The sequence below is a fragment of the Clostridium lamae genome, assembly GCF_033043255.1.
In the GTDB taxonomy this organism is placed as follows: Bacteria; Bacillota; Clostridia; order Clostridiales; family Clostridiaceae; genus Clostridium; species Clostridium lamae.
In genome coordinates this window covers 75,833-102,203 of the sequence record NZ_JASCQJ010000008.1, presented here as the reverse complement: position 1 = coordinate 102,203, position 26,371 = coordinate 75,833, and the positions used below count along the sequence as shown (strand labels likewise).

Here is a 26,371-nt window from a genome sequence, read left to right as displayed (position 1 = left end):
ATACGGAATTATCAATAAAATAACGTTGACACGTTATAATTTATAATATATTATTTAGTTAATAAATAATAATTTATAAGCAATTAACTATGGTAAATGTTTTCTTAGGGTATAATAAATTATTTTTTATAATTAATTATTAAGGAGAGGTTATATGAAAAAGCTAAATGAGATTCTCGAGGAAAAAATGCTACCTATTGCTGCAAAGCTAGGGTCAAACAAGGTATTAATGGCAATACGTGATGGTGTCACATTAAGTATGCCATTAATTATTATCGGTTCTTTATTTCTTGTAATATCAAGTTTTCCTATCGATGCTTGGAAAACTTGGTTAACTGACGTAGGAATTAAAGCTTACTTATCTAAAGGAGTAGACAGTAGCTTTGGATTAATGGGTTTAATAGCTAGCTTTGGAATTGCTAATAGTTTAGCACGTCAGCATAAAGTTGATGGTATTTCAGCAGGTGTTATAGCCTTATCATCTTTCGTTGTAGTTACACCTTTTTTGACTTCTGATGCAGGAGCAGGAATTCCAGTTGCATATATGGGTAGTAAAGGCTTATTTATGGCTATGATTATCGCCATTTTTTCTGCTTTAATATTCAAGTGGTTTATACAACATAATATTCAAATTAAATTGCCAGAGGCTGTACCCCCTGCAGTTTCAAGAAGCTTCAGTGCTTTAATTCCAGGTGCAGCTATTATAACTTTATGGTTAGTTTTATTTGCAGTTCTTGATAAGATTGGAGTTACTAATATTCATGCTCTACTAGGAAAAATTTTAGGAGGGCCACTATCATTATTAACAAATAATATTTTCGGAATACTTGTATCAATTCTATTAAATAGTTTATTCTGGTTTGTTGGTATCCATGGAGGAAATGTCGTAAATAGTATGATAAGTCCATTGTGGCTAATTAATTCAGATGCAAATCGTTTAATATTCCAAGCTGATAAATTTGCAGAACTACCTAATATTATTACTAAAGAGTTTATGGACAACTTTGTATATATGGGAGGTGGGGGAGCAACACTTGGTCTAGTAATAGTAATCACTATTATCGCTAGAAGTAAGAAATCTAGTAAGCTTAGTAAAGCTATGGCACCACTAACTTTAACACCAGGTCTTTTCAATATTAATGAACCAGCAATTTTCGGTATTCCAATTGTTATGAATATTTCATTCTTAATTCCATTTATTTTAGCACCAATGGCAAATGCAATAATTTCATATGTAGCAATGGCAACTGGACTAGTAGCTAAAACAGTAGGTATTGCTGTTTCATGGACTATGCCACCAATTATTAGTGGATTCCTTACAACGGGAGGTAAAATTAGTGGTGCAGTTCTTCAATTAGTATGTATATTGGTTGATGTCATAATATATTGGTTCTTCTATAAAACAGTTGAGAAGCAAAACTTAGTATTAGAAGCAGAAGAAATGGAAGCTGATGAGATAAATACTAGCTTAATGAGCTAAAAATTAAAAGTCAGAGATATTTTGGAGGAGTAGTTATGGGAAAAAGATTAATAAGTGCAAATGCTTCGGAGATATTGCAAATGACCGCAGCAGAATTAAAACAAAGTATTAAAGCAAGTGAAGGTAGAACCATTCTTTCTGAGAATGTAGCACCAAGAGAATCTTTTATAGGAGATATTACAAATTCTGAAATTGCTAGAGCTTTTGGAGCTGATTTAATACTACTTAATGGAGTAGATGTTTTGAATCCCAACGTTTTCGGATTACAAGGTAAAGAAGAATCTTTTCTTGAAGAGCTACACAGATTAGTAGGTCGTCCAATAGGAGTGAACTTGGAGCCTGTTGATTTAGATGCAGATATGCAAGAAAATCGTAGAACAATCAGCGAAGGTAGACAAGCCAATCTTGAAACAATTCAACAAATAGAGAAGCTAGGTTTGGATTTTGTTTGCTTTACTGGTAATCCTGGTACAGGTGTAACCAATTCTGAAATAGAAAAAACAATTAAATTAGCTAAAGATAATTTTTCAGGGTTAATTATTGCTGGTAAAATGCATGCTGCAGGTGTTGATGAACCAGTAGCAGATATAAAATCTATAAAAGGTTTCATTGAGGCGGGTGCAGATGTTATTTTAGTTCCAGCAGTTGGAACAGTACCTGGATTTGATGATGCAGATTTAAAAGAGGTTGTAAAAGTTGCACATAGTAATGGAGCACTTGTACTTACTGCAATAGGCACTAGTCAAGAAAGTTCAGATGAAGATACTATTAAACAAATTGCAATTCGCAATAAAATTTGTGGAGCTGATATTCAACATATTGGAGATGCAGGATATGGTGGGGTTGCTCCTTTTGAAAATATTTTTGCGATGAGTAAGGCAATACGTGGTGTTCGTCATACAGTATCAATGATTGCTAGATCAATTAATCGTTAATTATTAATAAAAAGAGATAAAGTAGAGGTGGGTTAAAATTTTGACCTACCTCTACTTTATATAAGCCCTTAGTAGAATGATATTAGTTCTACTAAGGGTAATAATTTATTTACTATTATTTTAGTAGAGCAACGATAACTATTTATCATTAATTCTAAACTAAGTGTATCCAAGTATCTTCAAAAATCATTTAGTAATTACAAAAGTATTAAAAATATATATATTATTTTAAAATATTAATTATTATTTAATAAAAAATATTGACAATTATACATTTAATGATTATTATAATAATAATTAATTTTTGGAAAAGTATAAAAAGTGAATATAGAAAGTAAATTCTTATCAAGAGAGGCGGAGGGACTGGCCCTATGATACCCGACAACCGATACTTAGTACACGGTGTTAATTCCTACAAAGCAGTAGCTTTGAAAGATAATAAGGTGGTGCGCAATTTTTACATTAGTTTAAAGTAAGCTACTTTCTTTTTGAAAGTAGCTTTTTTATACAATAAAAGCTGTTTTCAAAATAACAAAATCTATAGATACAAAGTCTTATTTAATAAAGTTTAAGAAAAGGCATAAGCTTAGAGGCTAGAAGTATTACGAAGAGTGACTAAAGAGGAGGTAAGATAATTGAGTGAAGAAAATAATAATGAATATATACTTCAGGTTCAGAATTTAAAAAAATGGTACCCCATTAAGAAAGGTATTTTCTCGAGGGCAACGGGAAATATAAAAGCAGTTGATGGAGTATCATTTAATATAAAACCTGGTGAAACTCTTGGAATAGTAGGTGAGTCTGGATGCGGAAAGTCTACACTAGGAAAAACATTAATAAGATCTATTGAGCCTACTTCTGGAAGGGTCATTTTCGACGGACAAGATATAACAAAACTTAATAAAAGGAAATTAAAAATTGCCAGGAAGAAGATGAAGTTAATATTTTATGATCCTTATGATTCTCTAAATCCTAGGATTACTGTCAAGGATATTATTGCTGAGCGAATAGATATTCAAAAGACTTATAAAACTAGTGAAGAGAGAGATAAAAAAATCGAAGAAGTAATGAAGAGGGTAGGATTAAATAAAGAGTGTATGAATGCGTATGCTAATGAATTTTCAGGTGGACAAAGACTGAGAATAAGGATTGCAAGAGCTATGATTTTAGATCCAAAGCTAGTTATATGTGATGAGACTGTATTTGCATTAGATGTATCAGTTCAAACTAAAATCATTGACCTTTTAAAAGAGCTTCAAAAAGAAAAGGGGGTAGCTTATATTTTTATATCCAATAACTTAAGTGTTGTAGAGCATATTGCAGATAGGGTGGCTGTAATGTACCTTGGTAAAATTGTAGAGATATCTGGTAAAAAAGAGCTGTATAGAAATCCTAAGCATCCTTATACAAAAGCTTTATTATCTGCAATTCCAAAGATTGATGGAGCTTCAGAAGAGGATTTAGATGATGAAAAGGTTATGCTTTTAGAAGGAGATATACCTAGTCCAGCCAATCCACCAAAAGGATGTAGATTCAATACAAGGTGTCCTAGTGCAAAAGAAATTTGTTTTTTAGAAGAGCCAGAATTAAAGATAGTAGAAGATGATCATTTATGTGCCTGTCATTTTGAAGGGATAGGACATATTATACAAATAGTATAGAAGAAGGATTAAAGAAAGCATCAAAAAATGCAGGTTTAGAATATCAATTAGAAGTTTATGCAGCAGGATAAACAGATGCATCTACAATTCAACCAGAAAGAGGGGGAATTGCTTCAGGGGGAATATGCTATGCAACAAGATATGTTCATAGCTATGAAGTAGCACCTATAGATGATATAGTTGAATGTGTTGAACTATTATATCATTACAGCAAAGAATTAGTTTAGTATTATAAAGCCCTTAGTAGAATTAGTTTTGGTTCTACTAAGGGCAATTTTTTTACTATAGAAATCGGATAAATATATAATATATTGATTCTAAATAATAGAACTAAACAAAGAAATTATAACAAAAAATATAAAGAGATTTAAAAAAAGAATAATTTATATCTATTTTTTTTAGTAAATATATTGACTACGATTTCAAAAGGTACTATTATAATATTAACAGGTTAACATGTTAAGTTATTAAGTTCTAGGGAGGAGGAGGGTAGGAGTTAAAATTACTATGAGATAATCTAAACACATTGTAGCTTAAAATAAAAAGTCTATTATATGTCTAAGCCCCGCAATACTATTAAAATAGGAAGAAATAATGACATTTTTATTTAGATGATGTGTGGATGAAGCATAACACATGAAAATGTGCATACTAGATATGTATTACTTAAGTAGATTAAAAGTATTTTTAGCATGAGGTGCTTATAGCTTTCTAAATTAACATATCTTATATGGTGATTTTAGATATGTGCATCTATAGGATAGCAACCAAAGTATACAATTATTCTTAGTTAAACTTGAAGCAGGGAATAATATAACCTATAATACTTATTATATTAACATGTTATATTATTAAGAGGTGAAATTATGGTTGCAAAATATGAGATTATAAAACAAGACATTATTCAGATGATTGAAGAAAAAAAGTTTAAGCCAGGGGATAAAATTTATTCTGAGGGAGAATTGAAGAAACTTTATGATGTAAGTAGTACAACTGTTGTTAGGGCTCTTCAAGATTTAGTTTTAAGTGGGTACCTTATTAGAAAACAAGGAGAAGGCACATATGTAAGGAAAAATTTCAAACATAGACGAGCTTTCTTTGATGAAGGAAGTCCATTAATTGAAGAGATAAAAAGAAAATATTCTGAGAGTAAAATAATTGAAAGTAAAAAAATGCTATTTGTTAAAGAAGTAAAAGATGAAGAAATTGCTAAGAGATTGAAAATAAGGTTAAATGAAACTTTAGTTCACTTTTGTAGAGTTAGTTATATTAATGAAACTCCATGGCAAATTCAAAACAGTTACATTCCTAAGAAGTATTTAAAGAATTTTGATTATAATAATCTAAAAGAAAATGATAGATTATCTGATGAGCTAAACAAAGCTTTAGGTGTAAACTTAATGACTTTACCTATGAAACAAAAAATTCAAATTGAATTTCCTATTTCAAAAAAGGATGTATGTGAAGCTCTAAAGATAGATGAAAAAACTCCAGTATATAAGGCTGAAAGAATATCTTATTATCCAGCTCAAACACCATTTGAATTCGCAAGAAGCTATGTACATTATAAATATTATTCTATAGAAATCCAAACTGAGGATAATGTCTAATAAAAAGAATAGACATTAAGGAGTTTTAAAATATGCGAAACATTATAAAAGAACCATTACTTCCTAGTGATAGTCGTTTGAATTATGGTTTTTTATCAAAGGAAACTGTTAAAGAAGCATTAGATACATGTATAAAGAAAATCGATAAAAATATTGAAATATTCGGAGCAGAGTTTCCTTGTCCAGCAACTAAAGATAATAGTTATGATTCTATGGATAACACAGAATGGACTAATGGATTTTGGACAGGAATATTATGGTTAGCATATGAATATTCAAATGACCCAAAATATAGAGATTTAGCAGAAAAGCATGTTGAATCATTTTATCATAGAATAGCAAACAATATTGAAGTTGATCATCATGATTTAGGTTTTCTTTATATACCTTCATGTATTAGTGCTTACAAATTAACAGGAAGTAAAATTGCATACGATGCGGCTATTATGGCTGCAGATAAGCTAATTAAACGTTACCAACCAGTAGGTGAATTTATACAAGCCTGGGGGGAGCTAGGTGCACGTGATAATTATAGATTAATAGTGGACTGTCTTTTAAATATACCATTATTATACTGGGCAACAGATGTAACTGGTGATGAAAAGTATCGAGATATTGCAAAGAAACATTTTAAAACAACAATAAACAATGCAATTAGAGATAATTCATCAGCATTTCATACATTTTACTTTGATCCAGAAACCGGAGAACCTATTGGAGGGAAGACTAGACAAGGATATTCTGACGATTCAAGCTGGGCAAGAGGACAAGCTTGGATAATATATGGAATAGCACTAAATTATTCTTATAATAATAATTCAGAAAATATTGAATTATTTGAAGCAGTATCAAATTATTTTATTAATAGATTACCAGAAGATTTAGTTTGTTATTGGGATTTAATTTTCAATGACGGTTCTAACCAATCAAGAGACTCATCTTCAGCAGCAATAGCAGTTTGTGGTTTTAATTTAATGGATAAATTTTTACCAGAAACAAATAATATGAAGAGTGAATATAGAAATATACAACATTCTATATTAGGTAGTTTAATAAAAAACTATACTGATGAATTAAGTGATGGTGCAACAGCGCTTATAAATCACGGAGTTTATTCATGGCATTCAGGTAAGGGTGTAGATGAGGGAAATATTTGGGGTGACTATTTCTATATGGAAGCCTTAATTAGATTCTATAAAGATTGGAAAATGTATTGGTAAAAAATTTAAAATGTTAGTTTCACGCTAATAGAGGAGGAAATATTATGGGAAATAAACCGAATATAAAGATGGTTCGTGTAGATGAAAGATTAATTCATGGACAAGGTCAAATATGGATCAAAAGCCTTGGGGCTAATTTAGTAATCGTTGCAAATGATAAAGTGTCAACAGATAAAATTCAACAAACTTTAATGCAATCAATTGCTCCAAAAGAAGTTGGAATGCGTTTCTGGTCAATTGATAAAACTAACGAGGTTATTTGGAAGGCAGCTCCACATCAAGTTATTTTTACTGTAGTTAAATCTTGTCAGGATGCATTAAGATTAGCTGAAGGTGGCTTTCCTATAGAAGAGTTGAATATAGGTAATATTCATGCTAGCGCAGGAAAAGAAAAAATTTCTCAATTTATTTATTTAGGAGAAGAAGACAAAGAAGCATTACGTATATTAAGAGATAAATATAAAGTAAAGTTTAATACTAAGACATCACCAGTATCAAGTGATGGGGTTCAATCAATAGAGGCTTTAAATAAAGTACTTTAATTAGGGGGAAGGAATTATGGATATATCAATAACTCAAGCTATTTTAATAGGCTTAATTACTGCATTTTGTTATGCAGGACAATTACTAGGTATTTATACAAACCGTTCATTAGTTATGTCATTCTTAGTTGGAATTGTCTTAGGAGATATTCCTACAGCATTAGCTTTTGGAGCTTTAGCTGAATTAGCATTCATGGGATTTGGTGTTGGTGCTGGTGGTACAGTTCCTCCAAACCAATTAGGACCTGGAATAGTAGGAACAATTATGGCTATTACTATGAAGAGCCAAGGTGTTACTCCTGAATCAGCTCTATCATTATCATTCCCATTTGCAGTGTTATTCCAATTAGTTACAACAGCAATCTATACTTCATTTTCAGGATCAACAGAAAATGCTAAGAAGTTAATAAAAGAAGGAAAGTATAGTAAATTTAATTTACTTGCTAACAGTACTTTCATAGCATTCTTAGTAGTTGGATTTATTATTGGTATTGCATCAGCTGTTAGTTTACCTGCTTTACAAGCTTTTGTAAATGTTTTACCAGCATGGTTAATTAAAGGATTCTCAGTAGCTGGTGGACTTATTCCTGCAATTGGATTTGCAATGATAATGTCAGTTATGCTTAAGAAGGAATTTATGCCATATGTTTTATTAGGTTATATATGTGTAGCATATTTAGCATTACCAACAATGGCTGTAGCTTTAGTTGGAGCAGTATTTGCTTTAATTATGTACAACTTACATTCAAATAAGGCACAAAATGCAGTAGCGACAGTTAACTCTGTTAATGTTTCAGATGAGGAGGACTTTTCAAATGGAATCTAGAAAACCAGTATTAAAACAAAATGATTATTTAAAGACGACTCTTAGAAGTTATTTCTTACAAAATGGATTTAATTATAATTCTTATCAAGGAACAGGTTATTTATATGTAATCCTTCCAGCTTTAAAAAAGATTTATAAGAATGAGCCAGAAAAGTTAAAAGAAGTTGCAATGGAAAACATTGAATTCTATAATACAAATCCTCATGTTCTACCATTTGAAACTAGTATGCATGTTGCAATGTACGATCATGGCGAAAGCATAGAAGATTCACGTAGTATAAAAATGGCATTAATGGGACCATTAGCTGGAATAGGTGATTCAATTGCACAATTTGGTTTAGCTCCATTATTCTCAACAATTTTTGCTGGCTTGGCACTAGATGGATTAACTTTTGCTCCAATTGGTTTCTGGATAACTATGATACTTTCATTACTAGCTATAAAATTAGTAATGGGTCATTTAGGATATAAGCTAGGAACTAGCATAATTGATACTTTAAGTGAAAAGATTGGTCAAATTTCTCATGCAGCCAATATAATTGGTGTTACAGTAATATCTGCATTAGCTGTTACTTTCGTAAAAGCAAAAATAGGTATTCAATATACAACTATTATTGCATCAGGAGAAGAGCAAATAGTTTCTATTCAAACGATTTTAGATAAAATACTTCCAAATATGTTACCTGCAATTATTACTATTGTTGTATTCACATTAGTAAAGAAATATAATTGGTCAACATATAAATTATTAGCTTTATTATTCGCATTAGGAATAGTACTTTCATACTTTGGAATTCTAGTTTAGGAGGTTTTTAAATGTATAAATTAGTGGTTTTAGGACATGGCAATTTTCCAAGCGGAGTTGTATCATCAGTATCTTTACTAGTAGGAAACAATGAAAATATAATTGCACTTGATTTAGATGCAAATGAAACTCATGAAGGCTTTGAAAAAAAATTAAAAGAAATATTAGATAATAATGATAAGGTTATAGTTCTTGCAGATTTGACTGGGGGAGCACCACATCAAATCGCTGGTAGATTAATTTTAGAATCAGCAAAGTTAAATCAATATATTCTTTCAGGGATAAATCTTGCTTTAGTTGTAGATTTAGCAATGAAGTTTTGCTTTAGCGAAGTTGTAGATGAAAATATTCAATCAGCACTAGTAGAATCTAGTAATGATTCTAAAGAATCAATGACAGTATTATCTAATAGAATGCTATAAAGCAATTTTATCTAATAGGATGGTATAAAAATGAAGACTGAAAATATAATTTTTGTAACAATAATTGTTTTAATATTCGTAGCTTATTGCATTATTTCATTAAAGCTTAGATATAAGGGGATTAAAGAAAATAATGAGAAGCATTCTAAATTTCTTGATGAACTTATTATTGGAGATGAGGTAGTTTTAAGTTCTGGAATTTTTGGAACCTTAAAAGAGAAAAATAAAGAAGAATACTCTATTGAAATCAGTAAAGGTGTCATCATAAAAGTTTTGCCAAGTAGTATTATAGGAAGACGGTCATAATATATCATGATAAATTTTGATTTAGTTAATAAATATAGTAATGATTTTTTGGCAAATAACTGGATACACGAAGTTCAAGAGTGCTGTGAAAAAGAAATAAAAAGGGCAAAATTCCAAGGAAATTTACTTTCTAATAATGTAATAATTTTTAATGATCCTATGGATATGGAAGCAACATCTATTCCATATGTATTTGATGGGGTAGATTGGAATAAAACCGCTAATTTAGACCCAGAATGGACATTTATGCTAAATCGTAATGGCTTTATGATAGATTTAGCAATTTCATATAGGCTTACGGGAGAGACAAAGTATCTAGAAAAATGGAAGGAGTATCTATTTAGTTTTATAAAGTATAATGGTATTCCTTCTGATTACAATAAGAATTCTTGGCGTAATCTTGATACAGGAATACGATTATCTAATTGGATGAGAAGTCTAATATATTTAGGTAGTGATTTAAAGTTATCAAAAGAAGAACTAGAAAAATTTGAAGCGTCATTAAGAATACACTTAGAATTTTTATATGAAGATTATAAACCAAAGCAATTGTTAAGCAATTGGGGTGTGCTACTTATTACAGGAGTACTTTCAGTATCAATTTTATTTCCAGATTTAGTAGATGATAAACATAGGAAATGGGCATGGGACTTGTTAGAAGACCAACTTGATATACAGTTTTATCAAGATGGAATACATTGGGAACAAAGTCCTATGTACCATCATGAAGTACTATTAAGCACTGCATATGTTATGATGCATGCTGAATACACAAATAATAATATACCATTTAATATTAGGAAAAGATTAGAGCCTTTAGTTGCCGCATCACGATTTTATCTTAAGCCTAATGAAAAGCTACTTTCTTTACACGATAGTGATAATGTTGACTTTTCATATGTTTACAGTATATATAGATGCATCGGTTTAGCAACTGAGGCTCCTTTTTATAATGAAAAAGGGATTTTGTTTGTTGGAAATATGTATAAGGATAAGTATAACAATTTTACAAGTGCCTTAGATACTGGATGTTTTAAACAAATAGATAGTGGCTTCTTAGCATATAAGGACAATAAACATCTAATAACATTGTTTAATGGTAGACATGGAAGTGCACATGGACACGCATCACTTGGAAGTGTAACTATTACTTTAAATAAAATTGACATAATAGGAGATCCTGGAAGGTTTACTTATAGAAATGATTCTCCATTAAGAACAGGTTTAAAAAAGCAATGGATGCATAACACTGTTGATGTTGATGATAAAGAGGATTTTAAGATTAGTGGGGATTCGTCATATGATGAAGTCCAAGATCCAATAGGAAATAGCTACAATCAAAAAGAAAATTATATAGCCTTAGAGGGTATATGGTCAGGAAAAGTTAGTATCACAGAAAAGGAAGACATTCAAAATTTAAATAAGAATTTATATACAATCAGAAGAACAGTTTGTATAGATAATAAAATGAATATTGTAATAGTATTTACAGAAATTGATTATCCAGGTTTTCATAAATGGCGTTCAATTTATAATATAGAACCAATATGTAGTTGCATCTATGAAGGAGAAAAAGCAGTTATTAAGTATGAAAGTGTTAACTTTGTGGCTGAGGTTTTAGAAGGCGATGCCTTTGTAAAAATGAAGAGTATTTTTTCTAATAAATATAATCAACTATGTAATAATGATAAATTGATTTCTACTTCTTCATTTATCGATAGAGGGGTTAAGGTGGAAGCATTTTATGAAAAAGATACTATTATAATTAAACCTTTATATGTTCATCAAAATGGTAAGACTGAACAAGCGGAAAAGGATAAGATGATTGGATATGAAGTTAAGAGTTTAAAGAATGATGAAGAGTTTTCCGTATTCTATTCTGGATTTGATACATTTAAGGGAGATAAAGTTTATTATAGTGAAAAAGGACATGGTATTTACGGAAAGTTAACTGTTTTCGATAAAGATAATAAAAGAATAAAACTTTTATAAAAATAAATATATGAGGTGGTATAAATGAATAATGGGTTTATAACGGGAGTTGCGCTTCTTTTATCTACGACATATATGGCTCCTATGGCTATTAATAATGTGAATTTTTCTAGTCTAAATTCTAAAATCTCTACTGTTATGACTTCCATAACAGATACAGCCAAGGTTACAGATGATTTTTCTATTATAAAGAATAATTATAAATTATTTTTAATAGGTAATGAAGAAAGTAATTCAAACCCTTTAGTAAATAAAAAAATAAGCAACATAATTAAGAATGGTAAATCTGCATTAGATGCTTATGTTAAATCAGGAGATACTTTATTTTCAAATATTCCATTGGACAATCAAGAGACATCTACAAACATTTATAATTCTTATGTAAAATTATATGATATGGCACTAGTATATAGCACTCCTGCTGGATCTAATAGCTATTATAAAAATGAAGATGTAAAAAATAAGATTATCGATGGATTACAATGGTTATATGATAATTATTTTTCTGATACTAATTCAGGATATTACGGCAATTGGTTCAACTGGGAAATTGGAATACCTCAAAATCTTACAAAGACTTTAATGCTTCTAGAAGAGGAAATTAATTCAGCTAAACCAGAACTTATAACTTCATATGTTGATATAATGGATAATTATATTCGTGGAGGTATAAAAGAAGGAAATACTGGTGAGGATATAGATTTAACAAATCGCTTTCATACTGGTGCAAATTTAGCTGATATTGCTTTCAATAGAATAATTCAAGGTACATTAATAAAAGATGAAGAAAGAATAGCTAAAGCAGTAAGCAATATGATGACTGTCTATGAAACTATTGACCCTAATAATATTAAAAATGGGGTAACTGATGGTTTCTATGAAGATGGATCTTTTATACAACATCATAGAGTTGCATATACAGGTTCTTATGGCAAAGGTTTACTTCAAAGATGTATGCAAGCTATTTCTACATTAAATAATACTAAATGGAAAGATGAAACTTTAGTTGATAAAATGAGTACATGGGTATATGAGGCTTTTGCACCTATTATGTATGAAGGATATATAATGGAGATTGTTAAAGGTAGAGCTCTTTCTAGAGTAAATACTGGATTTGCAGATCCAGTTATATTAGAAGCTATGACTCAATTAAGTGAAGCTTTGGGAAATCAAGATGGTCAGATATTAAAATCTTATATAAAGTATATCAACCAAACTGCAAGCGCTATAGATACAAGTGGATTTACTTCTTTCAAAGCGATAATAGACTATGATTCTATTATTAAAGATGAGAAAATAATTCCTGAAAATGCAGTTGAATCTTCAAAGCATTATGCATTTAATTCTATGGATAAAATAGTTCATGCTAGAGAAAATTACTCCTTTGCTCTTTCAAGAAGTTCAAATCGTATAGCAAAATATGAATATATGAGTGGTGAGAATTTGAAACCTTGGTTCCAAGGAGATGGGGCTTTTTACTTATATCAAAGTGGGAATGATCAAAATAATTTATTTGGTGCAAATTATTATGCAACTATAAATCCATACCGTTTACCTGGTACAACAACACCTAATGAAGTACGAAAGACCATACCAGAACTTTATGGTAGGCTCTGGTATGAGAATCCTGGACACGAACTTAATTTTACTTCATCATCAACTTCACAAAATGATTATGTTTATTTTCCTGTAGGAACTAATAATTATTCAGGTGGAACAACTCTTGATGAGTATGGTATTTCTGCTATGCAACTTGGTGATGATAATGCTTATAAGGATAAGCAAGCTGGAATACTACCAGAGGATTTTGTTGTTTATAAAAATAGTAATGCTAATAAATCTTGGTTTATGTTTGATGATGAGATTGTTGTATTAGGTTCAAATATAAGTGATGATCTTAAGAGAGAGGTTACTACTACTATAGATAATCCTATGTCTTTACAAACTGAAAACATAACTTTACAAGGGAAAAGTAAATCTTCTGATGATATTCTTAATCTTGTAAATGGAAAGTATGAAGATTTAGATTGGATAAGCTATTCTTCAGATTCATCTAATTCAAATGTTGGATACTATTTTCCAACAAGCAAGGAAATTACATTAAATAAAGAATTAAGGACAGGAAATTTAAGAGATAGTAGAACTTCAAATCCAGATAAGGAAGTAACTACACAATTTACGACATTAACTTATGAACATGGAGCTGATCCACAAAAGGATAGCTACTCTTATGTTATTTTACCTGATTTTGATAGCGAAAAGACTAATGCTTACGCTAAAAATCCTAAAATAAATATATTAGAGAATAAGGATTCAGTTCATGCAGTAGAGCAAACTGAATTAAATATTAAAGGTTATAATTTCTTCAATAATGAAGAGACAACTGTTGGAAATGTTACATCTTATAATCAAGCTTCTTTAATGTTGAGACAAGAAGGTAAGACAATTAAACTTTCTGTTTCTGATCCAACTTTTGATTTAGAAACAATACATTTATCATTAAACATACCTAATGCTAAATTGGTTTCTAGTGATGAAGAAATATCTACAACTATAAATGAAGCTGGAATAGACATTATAGTTAATACAGCAGCTGCGAATGGATCTACATTTGAAGCAACTTTTGAAATTGATACTTTAGGAGAATTAAAAGAGATTATTTCAGAAGCAAAAGGCTTAAATGAAAATGATTATACAGCTACAAGCTGGAATAATATGATAACAGCACTTACAGTAGCAGAAAATATTCCTAATGATGCATCTCAAGATGTCATTGATAAAGCAATTTCTGATTTAAGAAAAGCTATTAGTAATCTTGAAAAAGTTTCTAGAAAAGAAATTTTAGAATTAATAAAGAAGGCAGAAAAGATATCTTCAAAGGATTATACTAAGGAAAGCTTTGATGCTTTTGAGGTAGCTTTAAATAATGCTAGAAAAGTAAATGAAAATAGAGATTCAAAACAAAAAGAAATTGATGATGCTGTACTTCAATTACAAGCTTCAATAGACAAGCTAGTATTGAAAGATAAGGATAATGGAAATGATGATAGCGATGATAAGGGTTCTCCTAATGATAATGGGAATTTACCTAAAACAGGTGGAACTTCAACAGCGGTATTATCAGGAATTGCGGCATTACTTCTTGGAGCAGGAGCTGTACTAAGAAAAAGAAAATAGAAAAATTTAGAGGGTACTTAAAAGTGCCCTCTTAACTTATGTAAATCTTCATTACTTGAAGATATAATAATTTATGTATATGGTTAATTTTAAACTAATAACAACATATTCTTTTAAGTAGTGCCACCTTCTAGTAAAGATATTGGAATAACATGGTGAGTATTATCTATTTTTTCACCATTCATTGAGTTTAACAATAAATCAGCAGCTTCTAAAGCAAGAGTTTTTTTATCTTGATAAATTGTTGTGATGGTTGGATAACAATATCTAGACACAGATATTCCATCAAAGCCTACAATTTTAACTTTTTCAGGCACAGGAATTCCATTCTGATTTAGAGCTGTTAAGGCACCATAAGCTCTCCAGTCGTTACATGCAAATATTCCATCGAACTCTATTCCTTTTTTCAATAAATAAGTTATAGTATCACGAGATTCTTCAAAGTTTGAACGAGTACCAGCAAGTTTTATTATAAAATCATCATTAATAGGATAATTGTATTTTATTAATGCATCTTTATACCCAGCAAGTCTTTGATTATTAACTGATAAACTTTTAGATTTAGTTAGAATTATTATATTTTTACATCCTTTTTTAATAAGTTCTTCAGTAGCAATAAAACCTCCTAAATAATGATCTGATTCAACATATATGGCATCATTATTATGCTTAGGTTTTCTATCTATACAAACAATTGGTATCTTTCTTTTTATAGAATCAGTAGGTATATCTTCACGACCAGATATACAAATAATTCCATCAACTAGTTTAGAATCTAAACTTTTAAAATATGTTCTTTCTTTATTATCATCTTGACTAGTGTTACATATAAAAACAGAGTATCCAATATTGAAGAAAAACTTCTCTATTTCTAATACTATTTCAGAGAAAAATTCGTTATTAATATCTGGAACTATCACACCTATTGTCTTAGATTTACTACCTCTAAGACTTTTAGCAGCCATGTTTATTGTATAATCATATTCTTTTATAATATCCATAACTTTTTGCCTGGTAGCTTCAGAAAAACGACCATTATTATTTATTACTCTTGAAACAGTAGCAACAGAAACCCCACTAAGTTCTGCTATTTGTTTGATAGATATCTTTTTACCTTTTTCCATAAAAAATCTCCTTAAATTATGAGTAATATTTTGAGTAAATTACATTTTATATACTAATAATACCAAATTAAATAAAATGTGTAAATAATATATTGACAAATAAAAAAGAGTTTGAGATAATGATTTTACGAAAGGGTAACCGATTACTCTGAAATATTATAAATTAAAAATTAATAAGTTTAGTATATGTGAGTAATCGTTAACTCAAATTGAGAAGGGAGAGATGAAATGGAAAGAATAATTTGTCCATCATTAATGTGTGCAAACTATGACTCACTAAAAGATGAAATAATGAAATTAGATTCAGCTGGAATCGATATATTTCACATAGATATAATGGATGGGACCTTTGTTCCTAACTTTGGAATGGGGATTCAAGATGTACAAGCTATCAGAAGAAATACTAATAAAATGGTTGATTCACATTTAATGATAAGTAATCCTGGAGAATATGTTGATTTATTTGCAGATTTAGGAGTTGATTTAATATATATTCATCCAGAAACAGACATGCATCCAGTTAGAACCCTTGGTAAGATAAAAGCTAGAAATATACTTTCTGGAATAGCAATAAATCCTGGTACTTCAATAGAAAGTATAATCGAACTTTTACCTATAGTGGATTATGTTATGGTTATGACAGTTAATCCTGGTTTTGCAGGACAAAAATACTTAAATTTTGTAAATGATAAGATTGAAAGATTGGTAAAGTTAAAATTAGAATATAAATTCAAAATTATGGTTGATGGAGCAATATCAGAAGAAAAAATTAATAAGCTCTCAGATTTAGGTGTTGATGGCTTTATATTAGGAACATCTGCCTTATTCGGAAAGGAAGAAGAGTATAAGGATATTGTTAAAAGATTAAAAACTATTAAGGAGGAGGCTAACTAATGAAAATCGGAATAGGAAATGATCATATAGCTTATCAAATGAAATTAGAAATTGTTGATTATTTGAAAAGCTTAGGTCATGAGGTTGTAGATTTTGGACATCACAACGAAGAAAGAGTTGATTATCCAATATATGGGGAAAAGGTCGCTAATGCAGTTGTTAATAAAGAATTGGACTGTGGAATTCTAATTTGTGGAACAGGGGTTGGGATATCTATTTCGGCTAATAAAGTTAATGGAATTAGAGCTGTTGTTTGCAGCGAACCATATTCTGCTATGTTATCTAAACAACACAATAATACTAATATACTAGCTTTTGGAGCTAGAGTGGTTGGAATGGAAGTTGCTAAAATGATAGTTTCATCATGGCTTAATGCTTCATATGAAGGGGATAGACATGCTGAAAGAGTTAATATGATTAAGGAAATAGAAGAAAGACAAAAAGTATAAGCAATATTATTAGTAATATAAGTTTATCATATACCTTCAGTAAACGTTACCTAAGATGAAATTATAACTTTTTTAGAGAAAAGTTATATAAATAGGTGGAATTAAATGAAATTATAAATATGGAGGTCTTATTTATGAAAAAATCAATTTTCGGAGTTCTACAACGTGTAGGACGAGCATTTATGTTACCAATAGCATTATTACCAGTGGCTGGATTAATGTTAGGGATAGGGTCATCTTTTACAAATGAAACTACTATAGCTACTTATGGATTAGAATCTATCTTAGGTAATGGAACTTTATTAAATTCATTATTAACAGTTATGAGTAAAGCAGGTTCAATTATATTCTCAAATTTACCAATTTTATTTGCAATAGGTGTTGCAGTAGGTATGGCAAAGAGAGAAAAAGAAGTTGCTGGTATTGCAGGAGCAGTTGGATTCTTTGTTATGCATGCAACAATAAATGCCTTATTAACAATTAACGGTAAATTAGAACCAGGTGCAATGTTAGATGGTGCATTAGGGGCAGAAGTTGGTATTCAAACATTATCAATGGGTGTATTTGGTGGTGTAATAGTTGGATTAGGAGTAGCAGCATTGCATAATAAATTCTATAATATTGAGTTACCACAAGTATTATCATTCTTTGGAGGAACTCGTTTTGTTCCAATAGTTTCAGCACTAACATATATGTTAGTTGGTATAGTAATGTATTTCATTTGGCCGGTTGTTCAAAATGGAATTATGGCTTTAGGTGGATTAGTAAATAGTACAGGTTATGCAGGAACATTTATTTATGGAATTATCGAACGTGCTCTTATTCCTTTTGGATTACATCATGTATTTTATATGCCATTCTGGCAAACATCAGTTGGTGGTACTATGGAAATAGGCGGACAAGTTATTTCTGGAGCCCAAAACATATTCTTTGCTCAATTAGCAGATCCGACAACAACTAAGTTTAGTGCGGAAGCAACTAAGTTTATGGCTGGAAAATTCCCCTTCTATCTATTTGGTATTCCAGGAGCAGCCTTAGCATTATATAATTCAGCTAAAGATAGTAAGAGAAAACAAGTGGCTGGATTATTAATATCAGCAACTCTTACAGCAGTATTAACAGGTATTACAGAACCAATAGAATTCTCATTCTTATTTGCAGCACCATTATTATATGGAGTTCATTGCTTATTAGCAGGATCATCATTTATGTTAATGCATATACTTGAAGTTGGTGTTGGTCAAACATTCTCAGGAAGTTTAATCGACTTTGTATTATTTGGAGTAATGCAAGGTAATGCAAAGACTAATTGGCTTTATATTGTTATAGTAGGTGTATTCTATTTCCCTATATACTATATAATATTTAAAACTTTAATAGATAAATTTAACTTTAAGACTCCAGGTAGAGAAGATGATGATGAAGAAACTAAATTATATACTCGTAAAGACGTAGAAGCATCTAAGAAGAATAAATCTAAAAATTCTATTGAAGTATCACAAAATATAGAAGTAGGATTAGGTGGAAAAGATAATGTTGTTGATGTAGATTGCTGCGCAACTCGTTTACGTATAACAGTGAAAGAAATAGAAAAAGTAGATGAAAACTTATTAAAATCAACAGGGGCAAAAGGTGTTTTCAAAGTTGGAAACGGAGTTCAAGTAATATATGGGCCTCATGTTAACAAAATTAAAACAGATTTTGAAGATTATTTAGATAACGTATGATTTCATAAAATAAAGGTCGCTATGTTAGCGACCTTTATTGATTCACAATAGTTTAAAAGATTTTAAGTAATTTATTATATATCTAGTTCTTCATATTTAGAAATAACTTTATTTACTATTCCATAATCAACTGCCTCATTAGCATTTAACCAATAGTTTCTATCTGTATCGTGTTCTACTTTTTCTAAAGGTTGCCCAGTAGCATTACTAATAATAGTATTAATTCTCTTACGAACTCTTATAATTTCTTTTGCTTCAATTCCTATATCTGTTGCCTGACCTTGGAAACCCCCTAATGGTTGATGTATCATATATCTTGTATTTGGCAATGAATATCTATTTTCTTTTTCTGCTCCAAGGTATATTGTAATACCAGCACTTGCAACCCAACCAGTACCAATTACAATAACACGTGGCTTAACAAACTTAATCATATCATGAATTGTATCACCAGCCTCAACATGACCACCTTGGCTATTAATAAATATTTTTATTGGTTCATCACTCATTTCTTGAAGAATTAAAAGTTGTGCGGTTACCTTTTCAGCTAATGCTTGATTTATTTCTCCAGAAATGATTATGGTCCTAGACTTCAATTGTTTTTCTACAACTAAGTTTGGAGTTTCTTTTACCTTTTCTTGTTCTTGTTGTTCTTCTTGGTTATTCATAATATCGTTCTCCTCTCTAATTTATACACCATATTTAAATTATATACATTATTTGTAATTCTATAATAATTACTTTCTTATTCTGTAGTTTTTTATATATTTAATATGAACTTTTTATAATTCCAATTACTATAATGCCAAGTTGTGTAAAAGCTATATAATTGATATTTACTTTTTCATAAGAAGCTCTTCTTCATAATCCATATCATTATATAATTTTTCTAAATCCTCAATAACTTCGGTATCTGTATATTCATATACAGAAATATTTGTATTTTCATCGGTATAATCATAGATATATATTTGATTTTTAGAAAATCCTATTGAATATAGATAATTTTTTTCTTTATCCATATTATCTATTAATGAAATTTGAAAGTCAGGGTCTTTTTCTTTCTTATTGCTTGATATACAATTTATTGGTTTTAAATATTCTCCTATAGTTTTTATATCAATTTCATCAGTAACAATTTTACTCCTTCCTAACTCTTTTTCATCGCTCGTAATGATTAGGTTTGAAAATTCGATTCTTTTAGTTGAGTCTATTGGAATATCATTAAAAGGATTTGTAATCTGATTGTTCTCAGATTTAACACATCCAATTAATAAAATTAATGAGAAATAAATTACAACATTAAAAATAACTCTTTTTTTCAAAATATCACTCCTAATATTTGATACGAACTAATTGATAACCTATTCATAAATATATTTCTTTCAAATTTATCTTTCAAAATTTGATATTGTCTTTAAGAAATCAATAGATACAAAATAAGGATTATCAAGACCACCTATTTTTTCAATTATTATGGCCTCACCATCTGACTCGATAACTCTATATTTATCACCTACGCTTAATTCCAAGCCATCTTCACTTTTCCCATCCGTAGTAACTTCATAAATCTCATCTGTATTATAGTATTCTACTTCTTTTTTGTTCAAATGCTTTTTTGCTATTTTAACACATTTTCTTCCACCAGCTTCAACCACTCTAAAAAGTAAATACCCACTTCCAAGAGTTAAAATCATTAAATTTTTTGGGCCACCTACTTTTTTAGCAAGTTTAGTCATTACTTGATAACCACCTAAATTACTCATAATTTTCTCCCCCTTTTTTATAAATTTACATTCAAAAAATTCTGGTTTATTAAGCGGCTTAATAGCCAACCAACTAATACAATTGAATTATATACCAAATAAACAATATTTTACACATACGTTTTAAATACCATACTATTCAATTTTCAAAGATCAAGTTTTTTTAATTAGTTCGTGATAGATACATAAAGCAAACTAAATAGACATGAATTACTTTGTAGTAAATCACTACTTAAAATTGTTATTAAGTCTTGAATTTTAATCTTTGTCAATATTCTCACCCTTCAATACTTATACTTATTCACTATTATTTTTTACCTATCATCATAATAGCATTATTTTCAAATATATTCCATTTATTATTTAGCAAACTGAATTATTTATAATAAAAATAATTTTAAATCAAGATAGGTATAATATGTTGAGTTAATTATTCATATAATTAAATATTTAAATGTATTATATTTACTTTATTTAATAATATAAAAGTTAATTAACTTAATAGATTTAAAAATATGTGGAGAGGAGATTGTATGAAAATTGAGGAGCTAATTAATAAACATTATGACAAATTAAACTATAATGATAAATATATTTGGAATTATATTCAGAAGAATAAGAAGAAGTGCTGTAATTTAACAATTAATGAATTAGCAGAGAAATGTAATGTTTCAAGAACTACAATATTAAGATTTGCACAGAAATTATCTTTAAAAGGCTACAGTGAGCTAAAGGTTTATTTACAATGGGATGTTGATCAGGATGATAAAATTAAATGCAATTGCATAGATATTGTTTCAAATGATTTTATAAAGTGTATCAATGATTTAAGAGAAAAAGATTTTAGTCCAGTATGTAAGGTGATGAAGGATGCAAAGAGAGTTTTTATATATGGAACAGGAGCAGTTCAAAATGCAGTAGCTTATGAGATCAAAAGAATATTTTTATCAGCAGGTGAGTATTTTCATGTTATAGAAGGAGTAGAGGAAAGAGAGATGTTATTAAATATGATTACACCAGAAGATATAATAATTATTATATCTTTAAAAGGTGAGTCAAATAAAATAATAGATTTTGCTAAAAAGCTTAATATATTGAATATTCCTATTATATCTATTACAAGACTTAAAAATAATGAGTTAGCTAGATTAAGCAATCAAAATTTATATATAACAACATCAAGAATAAATATAGGAACAGATATCCCCTATGAAGCAACTACTTCATTTTTTGTATTAATAGAGATATTATTTTTAAATTATATAAAATATAAAAACAGTATTGATTAGATTAAGAATGAATAATTAATAAAGATAAAGGTAAGGTGTCTGTAATAATATATTTTTATAGACTATTAATTATCAATTAATTTATAGTGTGAAAATTCACGAATAATGAACTAAATCACTACTTAGGTTAATATTTCCAATATATCCAAATATTATTGATAACGTTTAAGTGAATTGGTAATATTGACATTGTAAATTATAAATATTTTTGAGAGAGGGTAAAAATATGATTCAAAAGGTTATGCAAAAAGTTCAACGTTTTGGTGGAGCTATGTTTACACCAGTATTATTGTTTACTTTTGCTGGTATTATGGTTGGGTTATCAATTTTATTTAAGAACCAAGAAATAATGGGGACATTAGCTAATGAAAATGGCACATGGTATAAGTTTTGGCTCTTAATAGAGGAAGGTGCTTGGACTGTATTTAGGCAATTACCATTACTATTTGCAATTGGATTACCTATAGGTTTAGCAAAGAAACAACAAGCTAGAGCTTGTATGGAGAGCTTTGTAATTTACTTAACTTTTAATTATTTCTTAAGTGCAATATTACAATTATGGGGACCAGCTTTTGGGGTTAATTTTGCATTAGAAGCAGGTGGTGGAACTGGATTAGCAACTATTGCAGGAATTAAAACCTTAGATACTGGTATGGTTGGTGCAATTTTAATTTCAGGTATCGTTGTATATATTCATAATAGATATTTTGACACAGAGTTACCAGAGTATTTAGGAACATTTAAGGGATCTACCTTTGTTTATATAATAGGATTCTTTGTTATGATTCCAGTAGCATTTGCTATAGCATTAATATGGCCAAAGGTGCAAGGACTTATAGCTTCATTACAAGAGTTTCTAAAATCCTCTGGAGGAGTAGGGGTTTGGACATATACATTCCTAGAGAGAATATTAATACCAACAGGATTACATCATTTTATATATTCTCCTTTTATGTTTGATTCAGCAGTAGTAGAAGGTGGAATAAGTGTATATTGGGCAGCTCATCTTAGCGAGTTTTCAACATCTGGTGCTAGCTTAAAAGAATTATTCCCAGCAGGTGGATTTGGATTATATGGATTATCAAAGGTATTTGGAGCTATTGGTATCTCAACTGCTATATACTCAACAGCTAAGAAGGAGAAGAAAAAGTTAATTGCAGGATTATTGATTCCGGCCACATTAACAGCAGTAGCTACTGGTATAACTGAACCATTAGAATTTACTTTCTTATTTATAGCACCTGTACTATTCTTCGTACATGCATTATTAGCAGCTACTTTATCAACAATTTCTTTCTCACTTGGAGTTGTTGGTAATTTTAGTAATGGTTTAATTGAATGGTCTGCATTAAACTGGATTCCTTTATTTAAGTATCATGCATCAACCTATATTACTCAAATTATTATAGGGTTGATATTTATATTAATATATTTCTTTGTATTTAGATTTTTAATACTTAAATTTAATTTTAAAACTCCAGGTAGAGAAGAGGAAGATGAATCTTCTAAGCTTTATACAAAGGCTGACTTTAAAGAAAAGCAAAAAAATTCCGGTAGTGAAAAGGCAAGACTATTTTTAGAGGCTCTAGGAGGAAAAGACAATATAGCTGATGTGACTAACTGTGCAACAAGATTAAGATTAACAGTTAAAGATGAAAATCTAGTTAAGGATGCAAGTGAATTTAAAAGAGCTGGAGCACATGGAGTAGTGAAGAATGGAAAATCTATTCAAATTGTAGTAGGACTATCTGTACCTAAAGTAAGGGATGATTTTGAATCTCTACTTTAAGATAGACGAGCATATATATTAATGAAATAACTATTTAAATAAAATTACGGAGGGCTAAATATGGAGAAGTTTTCTATAGTTATTGCTGGAGGGGGAAGTACATTTACTCCTGGGATAGTGATAATGTTATTAGATAATTTAGATAAGTTTCCAATCAGAAAAATAAAGTTTTATGATAATGATGAAAAAAGACAAGATACAATAGCAAAAGCCTGTGAGATATTATTGAAAGAAAAAGCGCCAGAAATAGAATTTTTAGCAACTATAGATCCAGAAGAAGCATTTACAGATGTGGATTTTGTAATGGCACATATTAGAGTTGGAAAATATGCAATGAGGGAAAAGGATGAGAAGATACCTCTAAAACATGGAGTTGTTGGACAAGAAACTTGTGGACCAGGAGGAATTGCTTATGGAATGAGATCCATAGGAGGAGTATTAGAACTTATTGATTATATGGAAAAGTATTCACCTAATGCATGGATGCTAAATTACTCTAATCCAGCAGCTATAGTAGCTGAAGCAACTAGGAGATTAAAACCAAATTCTAAAATAATAAATATCTGTGATATGCCAATAGGTATTGAAACGCATATGGCACAAATAGTAGGGCTGAAGTCAAGAAAAAATATGATAGTAAGATATTATGGATTGAATCATTTTGGATGGTGGTCAAGCATTACTGATAAGGAAGGTAATGATTTGATGCCGAAGATAAGAGAACATGTATTGAGATATGGATATGATGTACCTTCAGATGAAAATCAACAAATAGAAGCAAGTTGGAATGACACTTTTAGAAAAGCTAAAGATGTATTAGAAATAGATCCTACTCACTTGCCGAATACTTATTTAAAATATTATTTATTCCCAGACTATGTTGTAGAACATTCTGATAAGGAATATACAAGAGCAAATGAGGTAATGGATGGAAGAGAAAAGTTTGTATTTAGTCAATGTAATATGGTAATAGAAAATGGAACAACAGAAGGCTGTGAATTGCATATAGATGAACATGCATCATATATTGTAGATTTGGCTAGAGCTATAGCTTATAACACTAAGGAAAGAATGTTATTAATAGTAGAAAATAATGGAGCTATAGAAAACTTCGATAAAACTGCAATGGTAGAGATACCATGTCTAGTTGGTAGAGAGGGTCCAGAAGCTATAAGGATAGGAGAAATCCCTCAATTCCAAAAAGGTTTAATGGAACAACAAGTTTCAGTTGAAAAGTTAGTTGTTGAAGCATGGATAGAAAAATCTTATCAAAAATTATGGCAAGCTATTACTTTATCTAAGACTGTACCAAGTGCAAAGGTTGCAAAAGAAATATTAGATGATTTAATAGAAGCTAATAAAGATTACTGGCCAGAACTTAAATAAATATATTATGTTTTAAATATGATATAAAAGTATTACCCCTAGTGGAGCTATAATAGTTACACTAGGGGTTTTAATTCAAAATAGTTTAAAATTGCAAAGCAATTTATTAATGAAAGAATTATAAAATTAAGGAATGAAAAATTAAGGTGAAAAATCCTTAAGGATTTTTGAAAAATAGTGTTTTTCACAACTTAACTTAAGTTTTGCAAAGCAAAACCTCCTTAATTCTTTCATTTTTTCATTCTTTCATTTTTCATTATTAAATACAATTGCACCAAGAGATCCATTTCTTCTAATTTATTAATATTGCCATAAATTAAATCACATTCAACACAGTAAATTTATTATATGAACATCTAAATAGTTCTTTATCCATACGACGCTCCTAATACATAGGTTTTTGTATATTTAATTCACATCTAGACAAAATAATCTTGAAAGGTGGTTATTATAATGAAAAAATATATTTCTATGTTTTTAATTTCTTTTTCTTTATCTTTTTGTATATTTACTCAATCAGCATATGCTGTAAATATATTTGATGAAGGAGTTTATCAAGTTTCTGACTTTAACTTATCTCAAGAGAATAAATACATAATTCAAAATATTTCTGATACTGAAAGTATTTATTTGCAAGTCTTTGATGAAAATCAAATAATCCTTCAAGCAATTCGTCTACCTCCTAAATCTGATAAGTTTAATTTAACTTCTTTAAAACCAGACTATAGAATTGTAATAGTCGGCAAGGGCAATATTTATATTTCTTAATATTTTCCTATTTCCAATAAAATTTATAACTATATAGAGTGGATTTTACAAGCAATCCACTCGTAATACTTCTAAATTACAAACTAAAAAATACCGCATATTCTTTTTGAATAGTACGGTACTAAAATAATTATTTAGTTTTATCATGTATTCTATTTAAGTACTCTAAGGAATGTCTCTCAGCTTCTACTCGTTTTACAAAA

At 29.5% G+C, this 26,371-nt stretch carries 23 protein-coding genes, 1 pseudogene and 1 riboswitch; of the genes and pseudogenes, 20 read left to right on the top strand and 4 right to left on the bottom strand.

Annotated features, from left to right (window positions below):
• The first annotated feature begins 154 nt into the window (after positions 1–154).
• The 13 genes and pseudogenes from QK892_RS06380 (at position 155) to QK892_RS06325 (ending at position 14,976) form a co-directional block, all read left to right on the top strand.
• Positions 155–1,480 carry a PTS sugar transporter subunit IIC gene (locus QK892_RS06380; protein ID WP_317272703.1) on the top strand — a complete coding sequence of 442 codons (1,326 nt, stop codon included), beginning with the start codon at positions 155–157 and terminating at the stop codon, positions 1,478–1,480.
• A gap of 35 nt (positions 1,481–1,515) precedes the next feature.
• Complete coding sequence (locus QK892_RS06375; protein WP_317272702.1) at positions 1,516–2,415, top strand: DUF7916 family protein; 900 nt, start codon at positions 1,516–1,518, stop codon at positions 2,413–2,415.
• Between the two features lie 339 nt (positions 2,416–2,754).
• Positions 2,755–2,857, top strand: a riboswitch (SAM riboswitch).
• A gap of 193 nt (positions 2,858–3,050) precedes the next feature.
• On the top strand, positions 3,051–4,076 hold the full coding sequence (locus tag QK892_RS06370; RefSeq protein ID WP_317272701.1) for an ABC transporter ATP-binding protein: 1,026 nt from the start codon (positions 3,051–3,053) through the stop codon (positions 4,074–4,076).
• An 83-nt stretch (positions 4,077–4,159) separates the two neighbouring features.
• Positions 4,160–4,303 (top strand): annotated as a pseudogene (locus QK892_RS18415) (hypothetical protein); the annotation flags it as partial.
• Between the two features lie 639 nt (positions 4,304–4,942).
• Entirely contained in the window at positions 4,943–5,686 is a 744-nt protein-coding gene (locus QK892_RS06365; RefSeq protein WP_317272700.1) for a GntR family transcriptional regulator, read from the top strand.
• Positions 5,687–5,718: 32 nt separating this feature from the next.
• Entirely contained in the window at positions 5,719–6,906 is a 1,188-nt protein-coding gene (locus QK892_RS06360; RefSeq protein WP_317272699.1) for a glycoside hydrolase family 88 protein, read from the top strand.
• A 44-nt stretch (positions 6,907–6,950) separates the two neighbouring features.
• Entirely contained in the window at positions 6,951–7,448 is a 498-nt protein-coding gene (locus tag QK892_RS06355; RefSeq protein ID WP_317272698.1) for a PTS sugar transporter subunit IIB, read from the top strand.
• Positions 7,449–7,464: 16 nt separating this feature from the next.
• The gene (locus QK892_RS06350) at positions 7,465–8,274 is read left to right on the top strand and encodes a PTS mannose/fructose/sorbose/N-acetylgalactosamine transporter subunit IIC (RefSeq protein ID WP_317272697.1); all 810 of its coding nucleotides are present in this window, start codon (positions 7,465–7,467) and stop codon (positions 8,272–8,274) included.
• A complete protein-coding gene (locus QK892_RS06345) occupies positions 8,264–9,079 on the top strand; it encodes a PTS system mannose/fructose/sorbose family transporter subunit IID (RefSeq protein ID WP_317272696.1) in 816 nt (271 codons plus the stop codon). The genes QK892_RS06350 and QK892_RS06345 overlap by 11 nt, the downstream gene beginning before the upstream one ends.
• A gap of 11 nt (positions 9,080–9,090) precedes the next feature.
• Positions 9,091–9,501: a PTS sugar transporter subunit IIA gene (locus QK892_RS06340; protein WP_317272695.1), complete on the top strand. Its 411-nt coding sequence runs from the start codon at positions 9,091–9,093 to the stop codon at positions 9,499–9,501.
• 30 nt (positions 9,502–9,531) lie between these two features.
• Positions 9,532–9,807: a preprotein translocase subunit YajC gene (locus QK892_RS06335; RefSeq protein ID WP_317272694.1), complete on the top strand. Its 276-nt coding sequence runs from the start codon at positions 9,532–9,534 to the stop codon at positions 9,805–9,807.
• 6 nt (positions 9,808–9,813) lie between these two features.
• Complete coding sequence (locus QK892_RS06330) at positions 9,814–11,799, top strand: heparinase II/III family protein (protein ID WP_317272693.1); 1,986 nt, start codon at positions 9,814–9,816, stop codon at positions 11,797–11,799.
• 24 nt (positions 11,800–11,823) lie between these two features.
• Entirely contained in the window at positions 11,824–14,976 is a 3,153-nt protein-coding gene (locus QK892_RS06325) for a polysaccharide lyase family 8 super-sandwich domain-containing protein (protein ID WP_317272692.1), read from the top strand.
• A 113-nt stretch (positions 14,977–15,089) separates the two neighbouring features.
• Here the strand turns inward: QK892_RS06325 and QK892_RS06320 are convergent, their stop codons facing one another.
• Positions 15,090–16,100 (bottom strand): LacI family DNA-binding transcriptional regulator, encoded by a 1,011-nt coding sequence (locus QK892_RS06320; protein WP_317272691.1) that lies wholly within the window; start codon positions 16,098–16,100, stop codon positions 15,090–15,092.
• A gap of 228 nt (positions 16,101–16,328) precedes the next feature.
• Here QK892_RS06320 and QK892_RS06315 point away from each other — a divergent pair, with 228 nt between their 5' ends.
• From QK892_RS06315 to QK892_RS06305, 3 genes are all read left to right on the top strand, one after another.
• The gene (locus QK892_RS06315) at positions 16,329–16,994 is read left to right on the top strand and encodes a ribulose-phosphate 3-epimerase (RefSeq protein WP_317272690.1); all 666 of its coding nucleotides are present in this window, start codon (positions 16,329–16,331) and stop codon (positions 16,992–16,994) included.
• On the top strand, positions 16,994–17,443 hold the full coding sequence (gene rpiB, locus QK892_RS06310; RefSeq protein WP_317272689.1) for a ribose 5-phosphate isomerase B: 450 nt from the start codon (positions 16,994–16,996) through the stop codon (positions 17,441–17,443). Before QK892_RS06315 ends, rpiB begins: the two co-directional genes overlap by 1 nt.
• Positions 17,444–17,577: 134 nt before the next feature.
• A complete protein-coding gene (locus QK892_RS06305; protein ID WP_449508593.1) occupies positions 17,578–19,170 on the top strand; it encodes a PTS transporter subunit EIIC in 1,593 nt (530 codons plus the stop codon).
• 74 nt (positions 19,171–19,244) lie between these two features.
• Here QK892_RS06305 and QK892_RS06300 read toward each other — a convergent pair whose 3' ends face one another.
• From QK892_RS06300 to QK892_RS06290, 3 genes are all read right to left on the bottom strand, one after another.
• Positions 19,245–19,838 carry an ATP-dependent Clp protease proteolytic subunit gene (locus QK892_RS06300; protein ID WP_317272688.1) on the bottom strand — a complete coding sequence of 198 codons (594 nt, stop codon included), beginning with the start codon at positions 19,836–19,838 and terminating at the stop codon, positions 19,245–19,247.
• 168 nt (positions 19,839–20,006) lie between these two features.
• On the bottom strand, positions 20,007–20,495 hold the full coding sequence (locus tag QK892_RS06295) for a hypothetical protein (RefSeq protein ID WP_317272687.1): 489 nt from the start codon (positions 20,493–20,495) through the stop codon (positions 20,007–20,009).
• A 66-nt stretch (positions 20,496–20,561) separates the two neighbouring features.
• Positions 20,562–20,936, bottom strand: a complete 375-nt coding sequence (locus QK892_RS06290) for a hypothetical protein (protein WP_317272686.1) — start codon at positions 20,934–20,936, stop codon at positions 20,562–20,564.
• A 533-nt stretch (positions 20,937–21,469) separates the two neighbouring features.
• Between QK892_RS06290 and QK892_RS06285 the strand changes: the two genes are divergently transcribed.
• From QK892_RS06285 to QK892_RS06270, 4 genes are all read left to right on the top strand, one after another.
• Positions 21,470–22,225 carry a MurR/RpiR family transcriptional regulator gene (locus QK892_RS06285; RefSeq protein ID WP_317272685.1) on the top strand — a complete coding sequence of 252 codons (756 nt, stop codon included), beginning with the start codon at positions 21,470–21,472 and terminating at the stop codon, positions 22,223–22,225.
• A gap of 226 nt (positions 22,226–22,451) precedes the next feature.
• Positions 22,452–24,014 (top strand): alpha-glucoside-specific PTS transporter subunit IIBC, encoded by a 1,563-nt coding sequence (locus QK892_RS06280; protein ID WP_317272684.1) that lies wholly within the window; start codon positions 22,452–22,454, stop codon positions 24,012–24,014.
• Positions 24,015–24,074: 60 nt separating this feature from the next.
• The gene (locus QK892_RS06275; protein WP_317272683.1) at positions 24,075–25,400 is read left to right on the top strand and encodes a 6-phospho-alpha-glucosidase; all 1,326 of its coding nucleotides are present in this window, start codon (positions 24,075–24,077) and stop codon (positions 25,398–25,400) included.
• A gap of 453 nt (positions 25,401–25,853) precedes the next feature.
• The gene (locus QK892_RS06270) at positions 25,854–26,168 is read left to right on the top strand and encodes a hypothetical protein (protein WP_317272682.1); all 315 of its coding nucleotides are present in this window, start codon (positions 25,854–25,856) and stop codon (positions 26,166–26,168) included.
• Positions 26,169–26,371 lie beyond the last annotated feature (203 nt).

Coding starts and splice junctions, on each gene's coding strand:
- QK892_RS06380 (WP_317272703.1), top strand. CDS start 155: ATGAAAAAGCTAAATGAGATTCTCGAGGAAAAAATGCTACCTATTGCT.
- QK892_RS06375 (WP_317272702.1), top strand. CDS start 1,516: ATGGGAAAAAGATTAATAAGTGCAAATGCTTCGGAGATATTGCAAATG.
- QK892_RS06365 (WP_317272700.1), top strand. CDS start 4,943: ATGGTTGCAAAATATGAGATTATAAAACAAGACATTATTCAGATGATT.
- QK892_RS06360 (WP_317272699.1), top strand. CDS start 5,719: ATGCGAAACATTATAAAAGAACCATTACTTCCTAGTGATAGTCGTTTG.
- QK892_RS06355 (WP_317272698.1), top strand. CDS start 6,951: ATGGGAAATAAACCGAATATAAAGATGGTTCGTGTAGATGAAAGATTA.
- QK892_RS06350 (WP_317272697.1), top strand. CDS start 7,465: ATGGATATATCAATAACTCAAGCTATTTTAATAGGCTTAATTACTGCA.
- QK892_RS06345 (WP_317272696.1), top strand. CDS start 8,264: ATGGAATCTAGAAAACCAGTATTAAAACAAAATGATTATTTAAAGACG.
- QK892_RS06340 (WP_317272695.1), top strand. CDS start 9,091: ATGTATAAATTAGTGGTTTTAGGACATGGCAATTTTCCAAGCGGAGTT.
- QK892_RS06335 (WP_317272694.1), top strand. CDS start 9,532: ATGAAGACTGAAAATATAATTTTTGTAACAATAATTGTTTTAATATTC.
- QK892_RS06330 (WP_317272693.1), top strand. CDS start 9,814: ATGATAAATTTTGATTTAGTTAATAAATATAGTAATGATTTTTTGGCA.
- QK892_RS06325 (WP_317272692.1), top strand. CDS start 11,824: ATGAATAATGGGTTTATAACGGGAGTTGCGCTTCTTTTATCTACGACA.
- QK892_RS06320 (WP_317272691.1), bottom strand. CDS start 16,100: ATGGAAAAAGGTAAAAAGATATCTATCAAACAAATAGCAGAACTTAGT.
- QK892_RS06315 (WP_317272690.1), top strand. CDS start 16,329: ATGGAAAGAATAATTTGTCCATCATTAATGTGTGCAAACTATGACTCA.
- rpiB (WP_317272689.1), top strand. CDS start 16,994: ATGAAAATCGGAATAGGAAATGATCATATAGCTTATCAAATGAAATTA.
- QK892_RS06305 (WP_449508593.1), top strand. CDS start 17,578: ATGAAAAAATCAATTTTCGGAGTTCTACAACGTGTAGGACGAGCATTT.
- QK892_RS06300 (WP_317272688.1), bottom strand. CDS start 19,838: ATGAATAACCAAGAAGAACAACAAGAACAAGAAAAGGTAAAAGAAACT.
- QK892_RS06290 (WP_317272686.1), bottom strand. CDS start 20,936: ATGAGTAATTTAGGTGGTTATCAAGTAATGACTAAACTTGCTAAAAAA.
- QK892_RS06285 (WP_317272685.1), top strand. CDS start 21,470: ATGAAAATTGAGGAGCTAATTAATAAACATTATGACAAATTAAACTAT.
- QK892_RS06280 (WP_317272684.1), top strand. CDS start 22,452: ATGATTCAAAAGGTTATGCAAAAAGTTCAACGTTTTGGTGGAGCTATG.
- QK892_RS06275 (WP_317272683.1), top strand. CDS start 24,075: ATGGAGAAGTTTTCTATAGTTATTGCTGGAGGGGGAAGTACATTTACT.
- QK892_RS06270 (WP_317272682.1), top strand. CDS start 25,854: ATGAAAAAATATATTTCTATGTTTTTAATTTCTTTTTCTTTATCTTTT.